General features: G+C 71.3%; 17 protein-coding genes. 12 read left to right on the forward strand and 5 right to left on the reverse strand.

What is annotated here, in order from left to right; genetic code table 11:
• Positions 1 to 4 precede the first annotated feature (4 nt).
• The 6 genes from WJM95_RS03110 (at position 5) to WJM95_RS03135 (ending at position 5,873) form a co-directional block, all read left to right on the forward strand.
• The gene (locus WJM95_RS03110; RefSeq protein WP_339127906.1) at positions 5 to 433 is read left to right on the forward strand and encodes a hypothetical protein; all 429 of its coding nucleotides are present in this window, start codon (positions 5 to 7) and stop codon (positions 431 to 433) included.
• A 210-nt stretch (positions 434 to 643) separates the two neighbouring features.
• Entirely contained in the window at positions 644 to 1,426 is a 783-nt protein-coding gene (locus tag WJM95_RS03115) for a glycosyltransferase family 2 protein (RefSeq protein WP_339127907.1), read from the forward strand.
• A complete protein-coding gene (locus WJM95_RS03120; RefSeq protein WP_339127908.1) occupies positions 1,423 to 2,703 on the forward strand; it encodes a glycosyltransferase in 1,281 nt (426 codons plus the stop codon). Before WJM95_RS03115 ends, WJM95_RS03120 begins: the two co-directional genes overlap by 4 nt.
• Positions 2,704 to 2,761: 58 nt before the next feature.
• Positions 2,762 to 4,057, forward strand: coding sequence for a hypothetical protein (locus tag WJM95_RS03125; protein ID WP_339127909.1), 1,296 nt, complete (start codon positions 2,762 to 2,764; stop codon positions 4,055 to 4,057).
• Positions 4,054 to 5,061, forward strand: a complete 1,008-nt coding sequence (locus WJM95_RS03130; protein WP_339127910.1) for a glycosyltransferase family 2 protein — start codon at positions 4,054 to 4,056, stop codon at positions 5,059 to 5,061. The genes WJM95_RS03125 and WJM95_RS03130 overlap by 4 nt, the downstream gene beginning before the upstream one ends.
• Complete coding sequence (locus WJM95_RS03135) at positions 5,058 to 5,873, forward strand: polysaccharide deacetylase family protein (RefSeq protein ID WP_339127911.1); 816 nt, start codon at positions 5,058 to 5,060, stop codon at positions 5,871 to 5,873. Before WJM95_RS03130 ends, WJM95_RS03135 begins: the two co-directional genes overlap by 4 nt.
• Before the next feature lie 42 nt (positions 5,874 to 5,915).
• On the opposite strand, the gene WJM95_RS03140 is transcribed toward WJM95_RS03135, so the two are convergent.
• The 3 genes from WJM95_RS03140 to WJM95_RS03150 form a co-directional block, all read right to left on the reverse strand.
• Positions 5,916 to 6,710, reverse strand: coding sequence for a glycoside hydrolase family 16 protein (locus WJM95_RS03140; RefSeq protein WP_339127912.1), 795 nt, complete (start codon positions 6,708 to 6,710; stop codon positions 5,916 to 5,918).
• A 23-nt stretch (positions 6,711 to 6,733) separates the two neighbouring features.
• Positions 6,734 to 7,942, reverse strand: a complete 1,209-nt coding sequence (locus tag WJM95_RS03145) for an FAD-dependent oxidoreductase (RefSeq protein WP_339135332.1) — start codon at positions 7,940 to 7,942, stop codon at positions 6,734 to 6,736.
• A 109-nt stretch (positions 7,943 to 8,051) separates the two neighbouring features.
• Positions 8,052 to 9,107: an aminoglycoside phosphotransferase family protein gene (locus WJM95_RS03150; protein WP_339127913.1), complete on the reverse strand. Its 1,056-nt coding sequence runs from the start codon at positions 9,105 to 9,107 to the stop codon at positions 8,052 to 8,054.
• Positions 9,108 to 9,247: 140 nt separating this feature from the next.
• Between WJM95_RS03150 and WJM95_RS03155 the strand changes: the two genes are divergently transcribed.
• The 3 genes from WJM95_RS03155 (at position 9,248) to WJM95_RS03165 (ending at position 12,927) form a co-directional block, all read left to right on the forward strand.
• Positions 9,248 to 10,480, forward strand: a complete 1,233-nt coding sequence (locus WJM95_RS03155; protein WP_339127914.1) for an ATP-grasp domain-containing protein — start codon at positions 9,248 to 9,250, stop codon at positions 10,478 to 10,480.
• Between the two features lie 132 nt (positions 10,481 to 10,612).
• On the forward strand, positions 10,613 to 11,932 hold the full coding sequence (locus WJM95_RS03160) for a UDP-glucose/GDP-mannose dehydrogenase family protein (RefSeq protein WP_339127915.1): 1,320 nt from the start codon (positions 10,613 to 10,615) through the stop codon (positions 11,930 to 11,932).
• 17 nt (positions 11,933 to 11,949) lie between these two features.
• Entirely contained in the window at positions 11,950 to 12,927 is a 978-nt protein-coding gene (locus tag WJM95_RS03165) for a UDP-glucuronic acid decarboxylase family protein (RefSeq protein ID WP_339127916.1), read from the forward strand.
• Between the two features lie 117 nt (positions 12,928 to 13,044).
• Here the strand turns inward: WJM95_RS03165 and WJM95_RS03170 are convergent, their stop codons facing one another.
• A complete protein-coding gene (locus WJM95_RS03170; protein ID WP_339127917.1) occupies positions 13,045 to 14,283 on the reverse strand; it encodes a glycoside hydrolase family 16 protein in 1,239 nt (412 codons plus the stop codon).
• A gap of 386 nt (positions 14,284 to 14,669) precedes the next feature.
• Between WJM95_RS03170 and WJM95_RS03175 the strand changes: the two genes are divergently transcribed.
• Positions 14,670 to 16,730, forward strand: a complete 2,061-nt coding sequence (locus tag WJM95_RS03175) for an SMI1/KNR4 family protein (RefSeq protein WP_339127918.1) — start codon at positions 14,670 to 14,672, stop codon at positions 16,728 to 16,730.
• Here the strand turns inward: WJM95_RS03175 and WJM95_RS03180 are convergent.
• Positions 16,675 to 18,381, reverse strand: coding sequence for a subtype B tannase (locus WJM95_RS03180; protein WP_339127919.1), 1,707 nt, complete (start codon positions 18,379 to 18,381; stop codon positions 16,675 to 16,677). The two genes, WJM95_RS03175 and WJM95_RS03180, sit on opposite strands and share 56 nt — an antisense overlap.
• A gap of 337 nt (positions 18,382 to 18,718) precedes the next feature.
• On the opposite strand from WJM95_RS03180, the gene WJM95_RS03185 reads away from it, so the two are divergent.
• Both WJM95_RS03185 and WJM95_RS03190 read left to right on the forward strand, forming a co-directional pair.
• Complete coding sequence (locus WJM95_RS03185; protein ID WP_339127920.1) at positions 18,719 to 19,801, forward strand: hydrogenase expression protein HypE; 1,083 nt, start codon at positions 18,719 to 18,721, stop codon at positions 19,799 to 19,801.
• Between the two features lie 49 nt (positions 19,802 to 19,850).
• On the forward strand, positions 19,851 to 21,632 hold the full coding sequence (locus WJM95_RS03190) for a nickel-dependent hydrogenase large subunit (RefSeq protein WP_339127921.1): 1,782 nt from the start codon (positions 19,851 to 19,853) through the stop codon (positions 21,630 to 21,632).
• Positions 21,633 to 21,692 lie beyond the last annotated feature (60 nt).

The raw sequence follows: 21,692 nt of genomic DNA on the forward strand, positions 1-21,692 counted from the left end.
GGCCATGACTCCGCTCCGCTGGGGACTCGCGCTGTCCGGCTGGGTGACGCTGGCCGTGGTCACCTTCCTGGCGGACGTCACGGTCCTGCGGGTCACCGTGACGACCGTGTTCGTGCTCGTCTGCCCCGGCCTGGCGGCGTCGCGGTGGGCCCGGTCGGGCGCGGCGCGCCTCACTGAGCGCACCGCGGTCCTGGAGACCGCCGTACTGACCCTGGCGCTCAGCCTGTCGATCGCGGTGCTCGTCGTGGAACCCCTGTTCCTGAGCGGCACGTTCAGCGTCACCCGGGCGCTGCTCGTGCTCGCCGCCCTCACATCCGCCCTGGCGCTGTCGCCCCGGCCCGGCGGAGGGCCGCGCCGGGAGCCTCGGGACGCGCCGGGCGCGGACCCACGGACGGCCTGCACAGGCCGCTCCGAGCCCCCGACGGCCGAGTGACGCGGCCGGGGCCGACCCCCGGGGCCTCCGCGCCAGGCGCCACCCCGCCACACCCGCCGTACCGCAACAGTCCAGGTGAAGGCCCCGCGGCGGTCCCGCACTCCCTGGCGCACCCCCTCCGCTCCCGCTCGCTTGACGTCGGTCGCAAATCGGGTGAAGGTGTAGATATACGTCGTAAACATATGCCGTATGGCGGCGACTCGGAGATGCATGATCATGTACAAGGACCCGATCATCAGTGACGAGCGCGAGGCTGGAACCCAGTCCACGCAGTCGACCGTCAGCCTGGTCGTCCCGGCGCTCAACGAGGCGCGCAACATCGCGTGGGTCTTCGAGCAGATCCCGGCGTGCGTGGACGAGGTCATCCTCGTGGACGGCGACTCCACCGACGCCACCGTGCCCATGGCACAGCACTGCCTGCCGACCGTGCGCAACGTACGGCAGAGCGGCCCCGGCAAGGGCAACGCGCTGCGCACCGGCTTCCTCGCGGCCAAGGGGGACTACGTGGTGATGATGGACGCCGACGGCAGCATGTCACCGGCGGAGATCCCGCACTTCGTGCACTTCCTGGAGCACGGCTACGACTTCGTCAAGGGCTCCAGGTTCGTCGCGGGCGGCGGTTCGCTCGACATCACCCGCTTCCGCAAGCTGGGCAACCACGTACTCCTGCTCGCCGCCAACCGGCTCTACGACGCGAGCCTGACCGACCTCTGCTACGGCTTCTGCGCCTTCCGGCGCAGCTTCCTCGACCAACTCGACCTGCACGCCGTCGGCTTCGAGATCGAGGCCGAGATGATCGTGCACGCACTGCGCTCCGGCCTGCGCATCGCCGAGGTCCCCAGCCTGGAACTCCCCCGCCGCAGCGGCTGTTCGAACCTCCACGCCATATCCGACGGGCGCCGGGTGCTGCGCACCCTGCTCTCCGAACGGCCTGGCGCCAAGTCGTCCGCCGCCCGGTCCTCCGCCGCACGGCCCGAGCGGAGCGCGTCGTGAACCACGCCCCGGCCCGCTCCCCCCGGGTCCGGCCACCGGTGACGGTCGTCGACATCGACCTGGCCCGCCCGGGCGAGTTCCGGCTGCCGGGCGACCGGGGGCCCGCACGGCCACAGGGGCGGGCCCGGGCGCTCGTACGACTGCGCGGCCGCCCCCTGGGCATGGTGAGCGCCGGGGACACCTCGGGACCCGAGGGACTGTGGCGTGCGCTGGCCGACACCGCCCACCTGGAACTGGCCGGGCAGCTCGCCGACCACCGCGCCATGGACGCGACCGGCCCCTCGGACCCCACGGTCCGGCACCCCACGTCCCGGCGGGCGCCCGTCATCAGCGTGGTCGTGGCCACGCGTGACCGGCCGGAGAAGCTGCGGCACTGCCTGCGCTCGCTGCTGCGCTCGACGTACCCCGCGTACGAGATCATCGTCGTCGACAACGCCCCGTCGCACCGCACGACCGAAGTCCTGGTCCGCTCGGAGTTCCCCGGACGGGTCCACTACGTCCGCGAGCCCGTCGCCGGTCTGGCCCGCGCCCACAACCTGGGGCTCGGCCGGGCACGCGGATCGATCGTCGCCTTCACGGACGACGACACGCTCGTCGACCCCGGATGGCTCTCGGCCCTGGCCGGGACGTTCGCGCACGACCCGCGGATCGGCTGTGTCACCGGGCTGATCGTGCCCGCGGAACTGGAGACCGAGGCCCAGACCGCGCTGGAGCTCCAGGGCGGTTTCGCGAAAGGGTACGTGCCGCGCACCTGGTCACTGTCCGATCCGCCGCCCACGGACCCGCTGTTCCCCTTCACCGCCGGACGCTTCGGCTCCGGCGCCAACATGGCCTTCCGGACCGCGGCGCTCCGCGCCCTGGGCGGCTTCGACACCGCGACCGGTGCCGGGACCCCCGGCCGGGGCGGTGACGACCTGCTCGCCTTCTTCGAGATCCTCACCGCCGGGCACACCCTCGCCTACCAGCCGGGCGCCATCGTGTGGCACTGCCATCGCCGCACGACGGACGCCGTGGCCGCGCAGGCCTTCGGCTACGGCGCCGGCCTCGGCGCCTATCTCGCCGGGGCGCTGCTGAGGAACCCCCGTCGGCTGCCCGCCCTGCTGCGCAGGCTGCCCGGCGGCATCCGCTACGCCATGACCCGGTCACGGGCCCGCGGCGCCGATCCCGAGGCCGGCTGGTCACGGCGGCTGGCGCTCCTGGAGGTGCGGGGGATGCTCTACGGCCCCTGCGGCTACCTCCGCGGACGCCTGTCCGGCGCCGGCACCGGAATCCGCTGACGGGGTGAGGGGCTTGGACACCAGCCAGGTGACCGACTCGGCCGCGGGAGGCGCCGGCATGCGACGACGGCCCCTGGGCATGCTGCGCGCCGGCGTCGCAGCCGTGCTGCCGGGAGAGCCCGTACTGCGCACGGGACACGTCCTCGCCGTCAGTTCCCTCGTCAACGCCGGCCTCGGCTTCTTCTTCTGGACCTTCGCGACCCACTGGTACGACGAGCGGACCGTGGGCCTCAGCTACTCGGCACTCATGGCGTCCCTCCTGCTCACGGGCATAGGGCAGCTCAACCTGAACGACTTCCTGGTGCGGTTCGTGCCGACCGCGGGCCGCCGCAGCCGCCGTCTGGTCCTCATCTGCTACGCGGCCAGCGTCTCCTTCAGCGTGGTCGTGTCCCTGGTGTTCCTCGCGATGGTGCCGGTGATCTCACCGAGGCTCGGCTTCCTGCTGAATCCGGTCACCGCGACCTGCTTCGTGGTGGCGACCGCCGGCTACGCCGTCTTCGTCCTCCAGGACGGCGCGCTCACCGCGGTCCGCATGCCGGGCTGGGTCGTGGGCGAGAACCTGATCTTCGCCCTGGTGAAGATAGTGCTGCTCGGCCTCGGCGCCGCCCTGGGCTTCTTCTCGGGGATCCTCCTGTCGTGGGCGGGGGCCCTCGTGGTCTCGATGGTCGTCGCCAACGCCGTCCTGATGGGCAGAGGCATCCCCCGGCACGAGCGGGAGACGACGACCGCGCCGCCACCGCCCCGCATGCTCAAATACGCCGCGGCCGACTATCTGGGCTCCCTGTTCCGGGTCGCCGGATACACGGTGGTCCCGCTGCTCGTACTGAACAGTTGCGGTGCCGAGCAGAGCGCCTTCTACTCGGTCGCGTGGGGTGTGGCGTACGTGCCCTACCTGATCGCCCGCAACATGGGAACGTCGCTGCTCGCCGAATCCGTGCGCGGGCCCGGGCGTCTCGTGGAGCACTCCCGGCGCGTCCTGCGCCACTCGGGTCTGCTGCTGGGCGGCATCACCCTGGTGCTGGTCGTCGCGGCCCCGCAGATCCTGTCGATCTTCGGTGCCTCCTACGCCGCCGCAGGAAGCACCCTGCTGCGGCTGCTGGCCCTGTCCGCGCTGCCGAACCTGCTGCTGAGCGTGGCCATCGACGTCGTCCGCGCGCAGCGACGGCTCCGCTGGGCGGTATGGCTGCAAGGCGCGATGTGCGTCCTGGTGCTCGGTCTCACGCATCTGCTCCTGCCCGTGGTCGGCCTCGTGGGCGCGGGCATCGCCTGGCTCGTCACCCAATGCCTGATCGCCGCGTTCCTGCTCGTGTCCAGGTCCCGCTGGCTCGTCCCCGTCGCCGAAGGGTCATCATGAACAGCGCACCGTCCACCGAACGCACCGTCCCCACCCTGTCGGTCGTCATCTGTGCCTACACCCTGGACCGCTGGGACGATCTGCGGGCCGCGATCGGGTCGGTACTGACCCAGGACCCGCCCGCCGACGAGGTCGTGCTCGTGGTCGACCACAACCCGGAACTCCTGGAGCGCGCCGAGCGCGAGCTGCCCGGCGTCCATGTGGTGCCCAACGACAGGCGCCGCGGTCTTTCGGGGGGCCGCAACACCGGAGTCTCCGTGTCGCGGGCCGACGTGGTGGCCTTCCTCGACGACGACGCCACCGCGGAACCCGGCTGGACGGGCCGGCTGCTGGCGCCCTACCGGGACCCCCGTGTGGTGGGCGTCGGCGGGTTCGTGCGCCCGTGGTGGGTGACCGGGCGACCGGTGTGGTTCCCCCCTGAGTTCGACTGGGTGGTGGGCTGCTCCTACCGGGGACAGCCCCGGCACGCCGCTCCGGTCCGCAACTTCATCGGCGCCAACATGTCGTTCCGCAGAAAGGAACTGATCACCGTCGGCGGCTTCCTCGACGCCCTCGGACGCGTCGGCAGCCGTCCGATGGCGAGCTGCGACGAGACGGACCTGTGTCTGCGGCTCGCCGCCCGCGACCCGCGGGCCGTCCTGCTGTACGAGCCGGCCGCCGAGATACGGCACCGGGTCCCCGAGTCCCGTACGAGCTGGGCCTACTTCCGCAACCGCTGCTACATCGAGGGGCTGTCCAAGGCGCTGGTGGCACAGCGCTGCGGCCGCGGCCCGGCCCTGGCCAACGAGCGCGTGTACGTGCGGTCGACCATCTCGCGTGCCCTCGCCCGCAACGTGACGCGGATCCGCCGACCCGGCGCGCTGCGCACGATCGGGGCGCTGTCCGGGGGTGTGTGCGCGACCGTCTCCGGATATCTCGTCGGATCCGTCCGGCCGTTGGGGTCCCAGGTCTTCTCCCGGCGTCGGCACCGAGTGGCCCAGCCGACCGTGGCGGCAGGGTCATGAGCGTCGTCCCCGTCTTCCTCTACCACGCGGTGTCGGACGACCCGCCCTCGTGGCTGGCCCCGTACACGGTGAGTCCGCGTACGTTCGCGGAGCACCTGGACCTGATCGCCGACGGCGGACTGAGGGTCGTCCCGTTGCGCCGGCTGGTCGACGCCCTGCTCGGGGGTCCCGCGGTGCCGCCGCGGTCCGCGGTGCTCACCTTCGACGACGGATACGCGGACTTCGCCTCCACCGTGGCTCCGCTGCTCGCCGCCCGGGGACTCCCCTCGACTCTTTACGTGACCACCGGCGCCCTCGGCGTCCCCGGCCGGCCGTCGGGCGGCGGGCCCTTCCCGTCCGTGGCCACGCTCGACCGGGCCCAGGTCAGGGAGCTGGACGCGGCCGGGGTCGAGATCGGCGGGCACTCCGTGACGCATCCTCAACTGGACACGCTGCCCCGGGCATCGGTGCGGGAGGAGGTGGCCGGGTGCAAGCGGGACATCGAGGACACGCTCGGGCACCGCGCCGACGCGTTCGCCTACCCGCACGGCTACTCCAGCCGCACCGTGCGCGCGCTGGTCCGCGAGGCCGGCTGGACCTCGGCCGCCGCCATCCGGGCGGACTCCGCCTTCAGTTCGGGGACGGACGACCCGCTGCGGTTCGCCCGGCTCATGGTCAGGGCCGACACCGGCCGGGACCGCTTCGCGCTCTGGACCGGCGGCGAGGGAGCGCCCGTGGCACCGTTCGCCGAGGGAGCTCGGACCAGGGGCTGGCGGGCCTACCGCCGGACGAGGGCGCGGATCGGGCTGCCGTACCGGGCGCTGCCCGCATGATCTGACCGGACGTCACGGACGGGCGGCGGCGCTCACGGCCCGTCAGTGCTGCCAGACCCGGACCCAGTCGACGAGCAGACGTGCCGAGTCGGTGCCCGGGGGCGGGGGGTACGGAAGGCCGACGGCCAGGTTCAGGATGACTTCCATGGGCACGTGGGGGATGCGCTCGGGCCGGGTCACCCGGAACCGCTCGATCCCGTCGACGTACCAGACGAGTCTGTCCTTCTCCCAGAGCAGCCCGAAGAGGTGGTAGCCGTCGGGGAAACCGTTCGCGGTGAAGGTCCCGCGCTCCTTCCTCTCGGCGCCCTCGGCGTTCTTCCAGTGCACGAACATCGACAGCGTGCGCGTGGTGCCGAGGAACTCCATGATGTCGATCTCGGGCGGGGTGTAGCGGCTCGCGGGCATCATCCAGAACTCCGGTGTCATCCCGCCCTGTTCCGGGATACGGACCGCCGCCTCGAAGTAGCCGTAGGTGAACGTCTCGCGCGGCTGGGCGTACCAGTCGTCGCGGCCCGTGGAGATCATGCCGGACACCCAGGGGTAAACCTTGCCGTCGCTGCCACGGATCGCCCGGCGCTGGGCATTGAGGGTCAACTTCCCTCCGCCCACGACCACTTGACCCGGCTGGTACCACTCCAGTTCATTGTTGGTGCTGATGGTGCAGCCCCGCTTGTTCCAGTCGTAGCACGTGGCCCAGCGGTTCTTGTCGAGGTGTGAGCCGCCGAACTCGTCGTGGAAGACCAGTCGCCAGTGGCCGGGTGCCACGGGCCGGGGCGTCGCCGTTCCGGGCGCGGACCCGCAGGCACCGCATGCCACCGCCAGCAGCAGGAGAAGCACCCCGAGAACCGCGCCCCGTGACCTCATGGGCGGGCGCGGGTCCCGGCCGCGACCGCGCCGGCCAGCCGGCGCGCGGCGAATCCGGTTCCGGCGACGAACCGCAGCACGGGTCCGAAGGTGGGGGCGGCGGCCAGTCCGGTGAAGAACAGCCCGGGTACGGAGGACTCGAACCCGGACGACAGCCGGGGCGCGCCACGGAACGTCTCGATCTCCCTGCGGAGTTCGGGTGCCAGCAGCCCGAGCCGGTCGATGTCGACGCGGTATCCCGTGGCCAGCAGCAGATGGTCGGCCCGCACGGTCTCCGCCCGCCCCTCCGCGTCCGTGACCCCGAGACGCACCACGCCGCCCTCGGCCTCCACGGAGCGGACCGTACGGCCGCACAGCACGGGGATCCGGTCGTCCACGCGGTCCCGCAGCCACCAGGCGCCGGACGGACCGAGGACGTTGTGCAGCAGCCGCAGCCGCAGCCCCCGCGGCAGACGGCGGATCGCTCCGGCGCCGTGGGCGCAGGCCAGCAGCGACCAGCCCGGTCCGAGCGGGGAACCCGGTTTGACGATCCGTACCCGACGCGGCCGGTCGCAGGGCCGGTCGGTGTCGGGTGGGCCGCCGAAGGCGACGAAGGCCGCGCGGGCGATCACCGTGGGAAGGGCCCCGGCCTCGCGCAGCAGCGCTGCGCTCTCCAGGGCCGACTGCCCGGCGCCGAGGACGGCGATCCGCCGCCCCGAGAACGGGCCCAGGTCGTGGTGCCGGCTGGTGTGGGAGACCAGCTCCGCCGGGAGGGGCCCGGCCAGTTCCGCGGGCTCGTGGGCGAAGGGGACGAGGCCGGTCGCCATCACCACGTTCTCGGCGAGGAACTCCTCCCCCGAGTCCAGGGTGACGCCGAAGCGCCCGTCGACACGGCTGACGGTACGGACCCGCCCGCGCTCCAGCTCCGGCACGCGGCGCTCCTGGAACCACTGCCCGTAGGCGATCATCTCCTCGACGGGAATGGGGTACCGGTCACCGACCGGTCCACGTCCCCGTGCGCTGCGGAAGTCCCCCAGACCGTAGCCGGACTCCGGCGCGGAGATGCAGGAGGCAGCGGGGACGGACTTCAGGTACATGCCGTCCGGCATGTTGGCGCGCCAGCACTCCATGGGTTCGCCGAACACCCGCCGTGATACTCCCTCCGTGCTCAGCCATGCGGCCGTGGCAAGGCCGTAGGGGCCGGCCCCGATGACCGCGGTGGGCAGCCGCCGGGAGCCGGGGACGCCTCTGCTCCCGGCCGTTCTGCGCCGAGTGCCGGATCCGGTGTTCATGGGCATGGTCGCTCCCTGTGTCCCGTCGGGCCGGTGCCGGCCGTCACGGTCGCGCACCGGCCCAGCGGACGCATTCGCCGAGGACGGGCGCGACCGTGTGCGTGAGCCATCCGTAGCTGTGGCCGAATCTCGGGGACTTGCGGACGTTGTTCACCACGTGCCACAGCCAGCTCAGCAGGGGAATCGCCACCGGATCGACGACACCGTCGTACGGGTCGAGACCGGCCAGGGCGAGCAGGGTCCGGTCGGCGTCCGGCACCCGGCCGGTGCGCAGGGTCTCGGCGACGAGGCCACCGAGCGGGCGGCCGGTGACCGTGCTGCGCAGGGCCAGGACGAAGGAATAGGCGTCGATCTCGCACGGCCCGTCGGCGCGGCCGCTGCTCCAGTCGAAGACGCCTGTCACCCGGAGCGGGTCCCGGCCCAGGAGCACGTTGCCGGGGTGGTAGTCGCCATGTGTCCAGCCCTCCGTGAGCACGGCACCCGTCAGGGCCGCCTCCAGCCGTTGGCGCAGGGCCTCGCATTCGGCCGCTCTGCGGCCGGAACGGTAACCGGGCATCCCGGCGAACAGGACCGTCAGCTGCTCTTCGCACCAGGCGGGGGCACGGTCGGCGGCCTTCCGCGGACGCCCGGTGGCGGCCCGCAGATCCGCCAGCAGCCGCATCGCGGGAGCCATGGCGGTGTGCGGGTCACCGGAGGGGGCCATGACCAGCCGCTCGGCCGCCACGCCCGGGAGCGCGGTTTGGGCAAGGGTGCCCTCGGGGCCGGGCGAGCCGACGACGCGGGGCAGGAGGGCGCGCCACGGGTCGAGCCGGGTGTCCTCGGCGAGTTCCAGCAGGACGTCCCGCTCCCGCGCCGTGACGGCTGCGCCGGCCTCGTCCCTGGGGTGCTTGATCACCAGGCTTCCCGCGCCGTGCCTCAGCTCGAACACCAGCAGACCCGCCTTGGGCAAGGACGGGCGCCGGACCACGGTGATGTCCCTGGGACCGGCGCCGCGTACGAGCCAGTGAGCCCGCAGACGGTCGTCCAGACCCGCCAGAGCGCGCGGGAAGTACAGGGGCAGCAGACCGGAGAGCGAGGACATCTTGGCGGGTGTCTTCATACCAGACCTTGCCGGGCTGTCAGCGGCACGACCCCTGCTTGCCGGGGATAATGATGACGGGCGATCCAAGTCTTTTGAGTGGATCTACGAGCTTTGTCCATGTTAGTGCCTTCCGGGGAATGCTTCCCGGAGAGGGACGAGTGGTCCTCTTGCTGGACACCGACGTACCCGTGCTCCTCGCCAGAATCGGCAACTATCCGCTGCACCACGGCAGTCTGGGCGTGGTGCGCACGCTCGGACGGCTCGGCGTCCCGGTCCACGCCGTGGTCGAGGACCGCTTCACCCCGGTCGCCCTCTCGCGCCATCTCACGAACGGCATCGTGTGGCGGACGACCGGCTGCGAGGAACCGGAACGGCTCGCGGACGGCCTGCTGTCCATAGGCCGGACGATCGGCGTCCGGTGCGTGGCGGTGCCGACCGACGACGAGGCGGCGATCCTGCTCGCGGAGTACGCGGACCGGCTGAAGGAGTGTTTCCTGATTCCGCCCGTGCCGGCCCATCTTCCGCGCCTGCTGGCCTGCAAGGCGAGCCTGCACCGGATCTGCGCCGAGGCGGGCGTCCCCTCGCCGTCGTCGCGGGCCCCGCAGAACCGTGACGAACTGGTCGACGCGGGCCGCGAGCTCGGCTATCCGCTGGTCCTCAAGAATCTGGCGCCGTTCAGCAGGCTCCGGACCCCGGCCGTCAGGGGCACCACCACCGTCGTGCCCACCGAACGGGCGCTGCTCCGCCGCTTCCCCGAGGCCGCGCCGCCCCCCGTACTCGTGCAGGAGTACATCCCGCGGCAGCAGGCGGAGGACTGGATCACCCATCTGTACTGCGGTGCGGGCGGCGTTCCGCGCGTCCTGTTCACCGGCCTCAAGCTGCGCTCCTGGCCTCCGTACGCGGGGATGACCGCCCGGGCGGTGGCCCTGCGCAACGCCGAGCTGGCCGGTCTGGCGGAGCGGCTGTGCCGCGGCACCGGCTACAGCGGCCTGGCGGATCTCGACTGGCGTTACGACCGCCGGGACGGGCGGTACAAGCTCGTCGACTTCAATCCGCGCGCCGGCGCGCAGTTCCGCCTCTTCGAGAACGTCCACGGGATCGACGTCGTCCGTGCCATGCATCTCGACCTGACCGGCCACGCCGTGCCGGACGGCGACCAGGCCGAGGGTCGGGTCTTCGCCGCCGGCCAGCTGGACTTCGCGTCGGCGGCGGCATGGCTGCGGCATGAGCGCCGGCTGCCCTCCGACCTGCTGCACGTGCGGGCCACCGAGCGGGCCTGGCTCTCCTGGGACGACCCCGTACCGGCCGCGGCCGAGGCGATGCGGTTCGCCGGGCTGGTGGCGTGGCGCCTGCTGCGGCCCGAGCGCTCCGGCCCGGCCGGGCGCCGCTGACCGGCCGATCCGCCGCCGTGCGACCGCCGGGTGCACGGACCTCTCACCGATGCGCGTTGACCTCAGCCCGTCCTGGGGTGACCATGTACGTATACGTCGTAAATATACGGACGGAACACCTCGGAGAGAGACATGCGCCTCACAGTCATCGGGACCGGGTACGTCGGAGCAGTCCATGCCGCCTGCATGGCGGAGACGGGCCATGAGGTGCTCGGCGTCGACGTCGACGAGGAGCGGGTCACGGCGCTCGCCGCCGGGCATCCCCCGTTCCACGAGCCCGGCCTGCCGGGGATGCTCCAGCGGACGGTGGCCGCCGGCACACTGCGCTTCACCACGTCGCTGGACGAGGCCGCCCGGTTCGCCGACACGCACTTCATCTGCGTCGGCACCCCGCAGCGGCCCGACTCGGGCGCCGCCGACCTGCGCCATGTCGAGGCCGTGGTGGACGCGCTGGCCCCGGCTCTGCGCGCCGCGGGCCACGACCGGCCCCTGGTCGTCGGCAAGTCCACCGTGCCCGTCGGTACGGCGGACCGGCTGGCCGAGCGGCTGGACGCTCCCGGCGCCGAGATCGCCTGGAACCCGGAGTTCCTGCGCGAGGGATCCGCGGTCCAGGACACGCTGCGCCCGGAACGCGTCGTGGCGGGCGTACGGTCGGCCTGGGCCGAGGAGCGGCTGCGCGCCGTCTACGCCCCCCTGACGGCGGCCGGCGCGCCCTTCATCGCCACCGACACCGTGACCGCCGAACTCGTCAAGGTGGCCTCGAACTCCTTCCTGGCCACCAAGATCTCCTTCATCAACGCCATGGCCGAGATCTGTGACGTCATGGGCGCCGACGTGCTCACCCTCGCCGCGGCGATGGGCGGCGACTCCCGCATCGGCCCCTCCTTCCTGGCCCCCGGCCTCGGCTTCGGCGGCAGCTGCCTGCCCAAGGACATCCGGGCCTTCGCCGCGCGGGCGGAGGAGATCGGCCGGGGCGAGTCGGTGGCGTTCCTCCGCCAGGTCGACGAGATCAACACAAGGCAGCGCGGGCGCACGGTCGACCTCGCCGAGCGCATGGCCGGCGGGAGCCTCGAAGGCCGTGACGTGGCGGTCCTGGGGGCCGCCTTCAAGCCGGGCAGCGACGACGTACGGGACTCCCCGGCGCTCGCGGTCGCGGAGGCGGTGCGCCTGCGCGGAGCGCGGGTCCGGGTGCACGACCCGGAGGCGATCGACAACGCCCGGGCCGTGTACCCCGAACTGCAATACGCCCTGGACGTCACCAAGGCGTGCGAGCAGGCCGACGTCGTCCTGCACCTCACCGAGTGGCCCCAGTACCAGGAGCTCGACCCCGCCGCCCTCGCCACCGTGGTGCGCAGCCCGGCCATGGTCGACGCCCGCAACACCCTCGACGCCCGGACCTGGCACTCGGCGGGCTGGCGGCTGAGCGCTCCGGGCCGTCCGCGGCTCGGCTGAGCGGAAGGACGAGTCCCATGCGTGTCGTCGTGTCCGGTGGCAGCGGCTTTCTGGGGTCCCATCTGTGCGAGGAACTGCTCCGCAGGGGTGACACCGTCTACTGCCTGGACAACTTCTCCTCGGGCCGGAAGGCCAACATCGCCCGTCTGCTGAACCTGCCGGGCTTCCACTTCGTTCCGTGCGACGTCACGGAGCGGTTCCGCTTCCCCCGGACGGTCGACGCCGTCGCCCATCTCGCGTCTCCCGCCTCCCCGGCGGACTACCACCGTCACCCGCTGGAGACGCTGGCGGTCGGCAGCCGGGGCACGGAGAACATGCTGCGGCTGGCCGAGAGCCAGAAGGCCCGCTTCGTCCTGGCGTCCACCAGCGAGGTCTACGGGGATCCCGCGGTGCATCCGCAGGACGAGGGCTACTGGGGGAACGTCAATCCCATCGGCCCCCGCAGCGTCTACGACGAGGCCAAGCGCTTCGCGGAGGCGATCTCCATGGCGTACCGGCGCAGCCGCGGGGTCGATGTGGGGATCGTCCGGATCTTCAACACGTACGGCCCCCGGATGCGTCCGTACGACGGCCGGGTGATCTCCAGTTTCATCCGGCAGGCGCTCCGGGGCGAACCGTTGACGATCTTCGGCGACGGCACCCAGACGCGGAGCTTCTGTTACGTCGACGACCTGGTCCAAGGTCTGGTGGCCATGCTCGACTCCGCCGAGCCGGGTCCGATCAACCTGGGCAATCCGGAGGAGCACACGGTGCTGGAACTCGCGGAACTGGTGACGGGCATCACCGGATCGGACGCCGGGCTGCGCCGCCTCCCGCTGCCCGTCGACGATCCCCTCCGCAGGCGCCCGGTCGTCACCCGGGCCCGGGAGACGCTCGGCTGGCAGCCGCGGGTGCCTCTGGAAGAGGGGCTTCGCAACACCGTCGACTGGTTCGTGGCGGAGGCCGAGGCATCCGGGCGGGCGCCGGAACAGGCCGTCGCGGCCGGACCGTCGTGACGCGGGACGGCGCGCCTCGGGCACCGCGCCGTCACACGGGTGCCGGCCGCCCGGGGGCCGACAGCCCGGAGGGCGCCGGCCGCTCGATGCGGCCGGCGCCCCGGCGGGTCCGTGGGGTCAGTGCTGCCAGACCCTCACGTAGTCGACCTGCATGTCGGCGGGGGCCACGTTGGTCCCGCTGTGACTGGGGTTGACGGCGTTGTTGAGGATCAGGTACATCGGGGCGGACGTGATCCCCGAGGTGATCTGACCGACCTGCTTTCCGTCGTAGTAGTACGTGACGGAACCCTGCTTCCAGTCGGCGCCGAACGTGTGCCAGCCACCGGAGTAGGTGCCGGAGGCACAGCCTCCCGGGCCGCCCGCCGGGGAGTGGAAGTGGTAGCAGGCGGAGCCGCCCAGCCCTTCCAGGACGTCCAGCTCGCCGTCCGTCGGCCAGTTCTGTCCGTCGGCCCAGAAGGAGGGCCAGTTGGCCATCTGCGAACCGGACGACGGGGTGTAGATGCGGGCCTCGAAGGCGCCGTAGGTGAACTGGGCCTTGCCGTTGCTGGTCACCAGGCCGGAGACGTAGGGATACGTCTTGCCGCCGACGGTGGTCGGCTGCTGGGCGAGCTTGAGATGGAGCGATCCGTCGCCGACCGTGACCTGCGACGGCGAATAGGCGGACCCCTCGGCGGAGTTCGGCGGCCTGGTGACGCACGTGGGACAGCCGAACCAGTTCGCGTTCCACTTGGAGGCGTCAAGGGCGCCGCCGTTGAACTCGTCGGCGAACACCGGGTGCCACGTGCCGGGGATACCGACGGGCGCCGCACCGGTCGAGGACGGCGCGGAAGAAGACGGCGCGGAAGACGGTACGGCCGAGCCGGGCGTGGACGCCGTCGCCGTCGGTGCCGGTGTGGACGGCGTCGGCGTGGCCGTGCCCGAGGGAGCCGAGGCCGTCGGCGCGGGTGTCGCGGTGCCGGTGCCGGCACCGGCGGTGAAGGACTTCACCGGAGAGAGACTGTGCCAGTGGTCGTGGAACTTGTAAGCGACGTAATACGTATAGGTACCGGCGGGAAACGCGCGGGAGCCCGAGGTGAAGGTGGTGGACCGGGTTCCCAGTGTCGTCGCGACGGCTCCGGGAAAGTCGCGGTTGGCGCCGTCGGCGGAGCGCACGGCCACGGTCAGCGCCTGGAGCTTGATCGTCTTGACGCCGTGGACCGTGGCGGTGGCCTTGGACTGTCCGTTCGGGGCCGACACCACGGACAGGGAGTCGACCACCACGTCGGGTGTGGCGGCCTCGGCCTGATCCGTTTGCGTGAGCACGCCCCCGGCGAGCGCGGCGGTGGCGACCGCGAGCGCACCCAGTTTCGTTCGCATGGCGCGAGGGCGGCGGTGTTTCCGGTTGTCCGTTGTGTAATTCATTGGCATGTACGCGTGACCTTTCGCCCCCATGCGACAGCTGGGCCATTTGCGGAACAAGAGAGCAAATGACGGACTGAACGGTGATGGACTCTGCGCGAGGCGAACTCGTTGCGCAAGTGGCCCGCCGACGCGAAAGTGCGCCCGCATGTCCTGGAACTTCTTGCCCCGCAGCCGAGTTGACCGCGCCGAGCGCGGCCCAGTGACGTCCGACACCCTGGGGGCAATTCGGTCATATCCACCTAATGGCGCGGTACGGGCGATATCTGACACCCGGTGAGCCCCTTCAGGGCACCTCGGCCGCACCACGGCCGTTGTCAGTGGCGGGTGGCAGCATCGTGTTCATGAGCGAATCCATGGCATTCGACTGGCGGTCCTTCCTGCTCCGGTGGAGCGAGGAGTGGGCGGACTCCCTGCCCGAGGACGAGGTGCTCGGCGAGGACGAACAAGGTGCCCGGCAGGCGCGGTGGCTGGGTTTACCGCCCGCGCCCGAGGAACGGATCGCGGCCATGGAGGAGCGCCTGGGCCGCCGGATGCCGTCGTCGTACCGCGAGTTCCTCTCCGTCAGCGACGGGTGGCGCCACGCCGGTGGATTCGTGTGGCTGCTGGCGGGGACGCGGGACGCGAGCTGGCACGAGGACGCGTCGGGCCTCGGGGCCTCGTTCGAGGAGTATCTGGAGGAGGACGCCGGTCCTGAGGAGCGGCGCGAGGTGGAGATCTGGCGACGCGGACTCCAGCTCGACGTGACGTCCGACGCCACGTACGTCCTCATGGATCCCGAGGACGCGGACGAGGACGGCGAGTGGGCCGTGTACACCTGGGCGAGCTGGCGGGCCGCACCGCCCGAACGGCACGCCAACTTCCGTGAGTTCATGCGGGAGATGCACCGGGAGTTCCACCGGCTGCGGTCGCGCGACGGCGAAGGGGAGCCGGCGTTCGTCAACGACACGACCCGGGAGCTGGACGCCCGGGTGGAAGAGGCCCGGCTGGAAGCGCTGCGCGGCGGCTGGGAGCGGGCCCTGGCGGCGCTGGACGAGGCGCGGGAGTACGGCAGGCCGTCGGCCACGGGGCTGGGTGACCAGATACGGCGTCTGCTGGGTCAGTCCCACAGTGTCGATTTCGAGGACCTGGTGACGGATCCGCGGTACGCGGGCGAGCTGCTGCCGCCCCTGGTGGCCGAACACGCGGCGCACGCGCGCGACGACTCCACGCTGAGGTTCCACCTGCGGGGCGCGGACGAGGCCCTGGTGGCACGCGCCCACGCCACGCTGGACCAGGTGAGGAACGGCACCTACCGCTACGCGCCCGCCGGTCCGTTCGGGGAGGCGGTCGAGCGGGCGCGTGAACTGGCGCGCTGGGGAGAGGGTGACGAGGCGTGGCGGACGCTGAGGAACGCCCTGCCCCTGTGGGAGCCGCTGGGCCCTGACCACCTGGCACCGCTCGGATGGGTGGGCGACCCCTTGCTCGGGCCGCTGCTGACCCCGGAACGCGGCCGGGAGCTGCTGTCCACGCCGAGAGCAGGACAGGCCGGTGCCGCGCCCGACGAGACACCCGACCTCGACCCGCCGGGGCTGGCGTGGCTCGCGGAACCGGACCGGGGCGGCGACCGCACGTCGTACCGCTTCGTCCTGGTGGAGGGCGTGGAGCCGCGCGAACTGCCCGGACGCCTCGCGCGCGAGAAGGGGAACGACGGCGAGGACGCGCCCGGGAACGCCGGCCGCGACGCGAACCGGGCCGAGCCCGCCGAGCCCGGAACCGGGGGCCCGAACAGGGCCGGGGATCCCAACGAGGCAGGGGCCGTGGCCGAGTTGAGCGCGCCCCTCACCGCCTGGGAGGCGCGCCGCGGATCACTCCTCGGCAGACGGGAGTTCTCCTCGTACGACGACAGGGCGCTCATGGCGGTCGGCCGGGCCGGCGGCCGCTGGAGCTTCGCCTTCGACGGCGACCCCGCCCCGTTCGACGGGCGGCGGTTCGTCTCCCCGGCCCCGGATGCCGGGGCCGGAACCCGCGCGGTGGTGGTGTGGTGCGGTCTGAGGGCACGGCACGGCAAGCCGTTCTTCCATCTGTCGGTGGCGCGGGAGGGCGCCGAGGAGTACGCGTTCACGTTCGCGGACGGAGAGGTCCGGCGGAGCGGGGAGATACCGGAGGCGCTGGACCCGGACCGGTTCTTCGGCGACGGCGACGGCGGCGCCGAGGCCGAACGGCCGCTGCTGGAGGCGCTGGCCGCGGAGTTCGGCGCCCGGCTGCCGCGTCACGCGATCGTGAGCGGGCGGCTGCACACGCTCACCACCCGCTCCTGGACGAGACCGCCCGGGGAGGGAGAGGGGTACATGACGATCTGGACGGACGCTAATGTCCCGCGGAACGGTGGTGACGGGTGGCGAGTGGGTCGCCGGCCTTCCTGACCACCTCGGCGATCCAGGCCGTGGCCTCCGGCACGTCGTAGTTGCCGGCGTGCGGCTGGTTCCAGGCGAGCCGGTAGTCGACGTTCCCGACCTGCGGGTCCGCCTCCAGCGCACGGTCCAGGTTGACCGAGACGATGAACGAGGTGTCCCGGTCCCGTGTGCCGTTGCGGACGTACCAGTTGGGCGCGGTGTCGGCGTTCGTGCCGATGAAGTCCATCGGGTCGATCAGATGGATCCGGTCGTCGAGGGTCGTGCTCCCCAGGGCGGTGTACTGGTCCCAGGTCAGCCCGGTGTCGTCCGTGCCGCTGCCGTCACCGGCGACGTCGTTGTGGTTCCAGCTCCACTCGGTGTAGTTCATGTACTTCTGGGTGTACGGACCGAAGAGGTTGGTCTCGGTCCCGCTGGTGGTGTTCCCGTGCACGCCCACGGCGTCGAAGGCGGGTGTCGTCTTCAGGGTGGCCTGGGTGGCGACGAACTTCAGGTACTTCGCCATGTCGACCGACAGCACCGTGTCCTTGGCGTTGTCGACGTCGATCCAGTCGTTCACGTACGACTTGGTGGTGGTGCCGCCGGGCCCGCCGGACGTGATGTCGAAGGTGGCCCCGAGCGCGGGAACGGTGTGGGCCGGGTCGGCCTTCATATAGGTCTCCGCGGAGCGGATCACCTCCTTCCGGATCGTGTCGAGCATGTCGTCGGCGGTGAGCCGGGAACCGTCGGGGTTGTGGAGCTTGAGGCTCTTCTCGTACGCCGGGAACCGGGCGGCGATCTCGGCGGCGTCCTGGGGCGTGGCGTTCGAGCCGGTCGCGTCGCGGGTGCCGAGGACGTTGTAGAGCCACTCGTAGGCGGTGTCGGCGTTGCCGAGGTCGGTGATCGGGCAGTACGCGTTCACCGCGAACACGTCGTCGCGCAGGGTGCTGCGGCCCTTGGCGTCGACGCCCGCCGCGCCGATCGCGGCGAGGTAGGAGTCGTAGGCGGGGCTGTTGCCCGAGGCGCCCAGGATCGCGGACAGCGCGCCACCGCCACTGGTGCCGTTGACGACGATCCGCTCGGCGCTGCCGGGCATGGCGGCGTCGTTGAGGCGGAGGTAGCGGACCGCGGCCTTGGCGTCGACCACCGCGGCCGGGGCCTTGCCCGGCGAGGAGCCGTCGGCGCCGGTCAGTCCGCGGCTGCGGTTGGCGACGTCCACGAAGACGGAGCCGGCCTTCAGGGCCGCGCCGACGTTGCTCGTCGCGCTGTTGTAGGAGGCGCCGTCGGTGACACTCGCTCGGATGTAACTGGCCATCCAGCCCGCGTTGTTCACCGCGAAGTAGATCGGCGCGCGCTGGTCGTCGAAGGCGCTCTCGGGCACGAAGACGTTCATGCTCTCGTAGCCGCAGCGGGTGTTGCCGATGGTGGTGGTCCCGAAGATGCCGGACTGCTGGGCGGCCGCGGCGACCGGGGCGGCGACGTAGCAGAGTTCGCTGTAGGCGCGCACCGTGACCGGTTGGCCGTCGATCGTGACGGTGAGCGTGGTGTACGCGCCGGGGTCGAAGGCCAGGGCCGCGTCCTGCGGGTCCGCGGCATGGACGTGCGAGACGGTCCGCGCCTCGTCGGCGAGCGCGGACGTGGGCACCGCGAACGCCGTCAGGGCGAGTGAGCCCGCTATCGCCACGCCCCTCACCCGGCGCCCGCGGCCGTGCCCTTTCCCCGCACCCGCCGGGCGGGCGGAGGCTGCTCGATCGGAGGATTCCGAGAGCGACTGCATGGGGTCTCCTCTTGTTGCGTATCGAGTGATCCACTGACACCTCGGGCCCAAGGCGTCACGCACGCTACAAGATTGTTAACAAAATACCCAGCAATTTTGCGAACATTTCGAGCCATCGCGTGACCCGAGGGTGCGGGGTGGCGATAGGGCCCGTTCGCACTTACCGGCGATGCTTCCGGGCGGTAACCATAGAGAAGGCTGTTTGGACAGTTATGACCTGAATGAGCTGATTCCAGGAGGGCTCATGAACGCCCCGACGGAGACGACGGCGGGCCCGGCCGCGCAGGACGACGCGCAGGAGGACCCGACCGTCCACATTCTCTGGATCAACGCGGGGCTGAGCTGTGACGGGGATTCGGTCTCGCTCACCGCCGCGACCCAGCCGAGCATCGAGGAACTGGCGCTCGGCGCCCTGCCGGGACTGCCCAAGGTGGCGGTGCACTGGCCCCTGATCGACTTCGAGTGCGGGCCCGTGGAGGGCGCCGACAATTTCGTCGAATGGTTCTTCAAGGCGGACCGGGGCGAGCTGGAGCCCTTCGTGCTGGTCGTCGAGGGATCCATCCCCAACGAGCGGGTCAAGCCCGAGGGCTACTGGTGCGGCTTCGGGGACGACCCCGAGACCGGCCAGCCCATCACCACCAGTGAGTGGCTCGACCGGCTCACGCCCAAGGCGCTCGCGGTGGTCGCCATCGGCACCTGCGCGACGTACGGCGGAATCCACGCGATGGCCGGGAACCCGACCGGCGCGATGGGCGTGCCCGACTACCTGGGCTGGGAGTGGAAGTCGAAGGCGGGCATCCCGATCGTCTGCATCCCGGGCTGCCCCGTGCACCCGGACAACGCCTCCGAGACGCTGCTCTACCTGCTGTACCAGGCGGCGGGCGCGGCCCCGATGATCCCGCTCGACGAGGAGCTGCGGCCGACCTGGCTGTTCGGCGCGACGGTGCACGAGGGCTGCGACCGCGCCGGCTACTACGAGCAGGGGCAGTTCGCGAAGGAGTACGGATCTCCCGAGTGCCTGGTCAAACTCGGCTGCTGGGGCCCGGTGGTCAAGTGCAACGTGCCCAAGCGCGGCTGGATCAACGGCGTGGGCGGCTGCCCGAACGTCGGCGGGATCTGCATCGCCTGCACCATGCCCGGCTTCCCCGACAAGTTCATGCCGTTCATGGACGAGCCGCCGGGCGGTCATGTGTCCGCGACGGCGAGCGGTATCTACGGATCCGTCATCCGGCGGCTGCGGAACATCACCGCGAAGACCGTCGACAAGGAACCGAAGTGGCGCGGCAGGAGCGAGGAGCTCACGACCGGCTACAAGGCCCCGTGGTGACCACGGTCGCCCGCTGAGCAGACACTCGACAGGAAGGTGGCGCGGCACCATGGCGACGGCGACGAACAAGCCGGCCGGTGACGGCCTCACGGAGATGTCGTGGGACCCGATCACCCGCATCGTCGGCAGTCTCGGCATCCACACCAAGATCGACTTCAAGGCGAAGCGGGTCGCGGAGTGCTACAGCACCTCGTCCGTCTTCCGCGGGTACAGCGTGTTCATGCGCGGCAAGGACCCGCGCGACGCGCACTTCATCACCAGCAGGATCTGCGGCATCTGCGGCGACAACCACGCCACCTGCTCCGTGTACGCCCAGAACATGGCGTACGGCGTGGCACCCCCGCACCTCGGCGAGTGGATCATCAACCTCGGTGAGGCCGCGGAGTACATGTTCGACCACAACATCTTCCAGGAGAACCTGGTCGGCGTGGACTACTGCGAGCGGATGGTCCGCGAGACCAACCCCGGAGTGCTGGAACTGGCCGAGCGCACCGAGGCCCCGCACGCGGCCGACCACGGCTACCGCACGATCGCCGACATCATGCGCTCGCTCAACCCCCTGGAGGGCGAGTTCTACCGTGAGGCGCTCCAGGTCAGCCGCTACACCCGGGAGATGTTCTGCCTGATGGAGGGACGCCATGTGCACCCCTCCACGCTCTACCCGGGCGGCGTCGGCACGGTCGCCACGATCCAGCTCTTCACCGACTACCTGACCCGGCTCACCCGCTACGTGGAGTTCATGAAGCGGGTCGTCCCGCTCCACGACGACCTCTTCGACTTCTTCTACGAGGCCCTTCCCGGGTACGAGGACGTCGGCAGGCGCCGGGTGCTGCTGGGCTGCTGGGGCGCCCTGAACGACCCGGAGTACTGCGACTTCCAGTACGCCAACATGGAGAACTGGGGCCGGCGGATGTTCGTCACCCCGGGCGTCGTCGTGGACGGCAAGCTGGTCACCAACAGCCTCGTCGACATCAACCTCGGCATCCGCATCCTGCTCGGCAGCTCGTACTACGAGGACTGGTCGGGCATGGAGAAGTTCGTCGAGCGCGACCCGCTGGGCAACCCGGTCGACGAGCGGCACCCGTGGAACCAGCACACCATCCCGGCCCCGCAGAAGCGGGACTTCGACGACAAGTACAGCTGGGTCATGTCGCCGCGCTGGTTCGACGGCACCGACCATCTGGCACTGGACACCGGCGGCGGCCCGATCGCCCGCCTGTGGTCCACGGCCCTGTCCGGGCTCGTCGACATCGGCTACATCAAGGCCACCGGGCACAGCGTGCAGATCAACCTGCCGCGCACGATGACCAAGCCGGAGATGGCGTTGGAGTGGACGATCCCGCGGTGGAGCAACGCCCTCGAACGCAACCGGGCCCGCACCTACTTCCAGGCGTACGCCGCCGCGGCGGCCCTGTACTTCGCCGAACAGGCCATGGAGGAGGTACGCGCCGGACGCACCCAGACCTGGGAGAAGTTCGACGTGCCGGACGAGTCGATCGGCTGCGGCTTCACCGAGGCGGTCCGGGGTGTGCTCTCCCACCACATGGTGATCAGGGACGGGAAGATCGCCAACTACCACCCGTATCCGCCGACCCCGTGGAACGGCAGCGTGCGCGACAGCTACGGCACACCGGGCCCGTACGAGGACGCCGTGCAGAACACCCCCATCTTCGAGGAGAACCCGCCCGAGAACTTCAAGGGCATCGACATCATGCGGGCCGTCCGCAGCTTCGACCCGTGTCTGCCGTGCGGCGTGCACATGTACGTCGGCGGCGGCCGGACCGTGGAGCAGACGCACATGCCGACGGGGCTGAGCGGACTGGCGGTCTGACCTTCCCGGGATCCGACGTCCATCGCGGTCCGACGAAGACGTTCATCGCGATGCGACCTT

It is taken from the genome of Streptomyces sp. f51 (genome assembly GCF_037940415.1).
Taxonomy (GTDB): Bacteria; Actinomycetota; Actinomycetes; order Streptomycetales; family Streptomycetaceae; genus Streptomyces.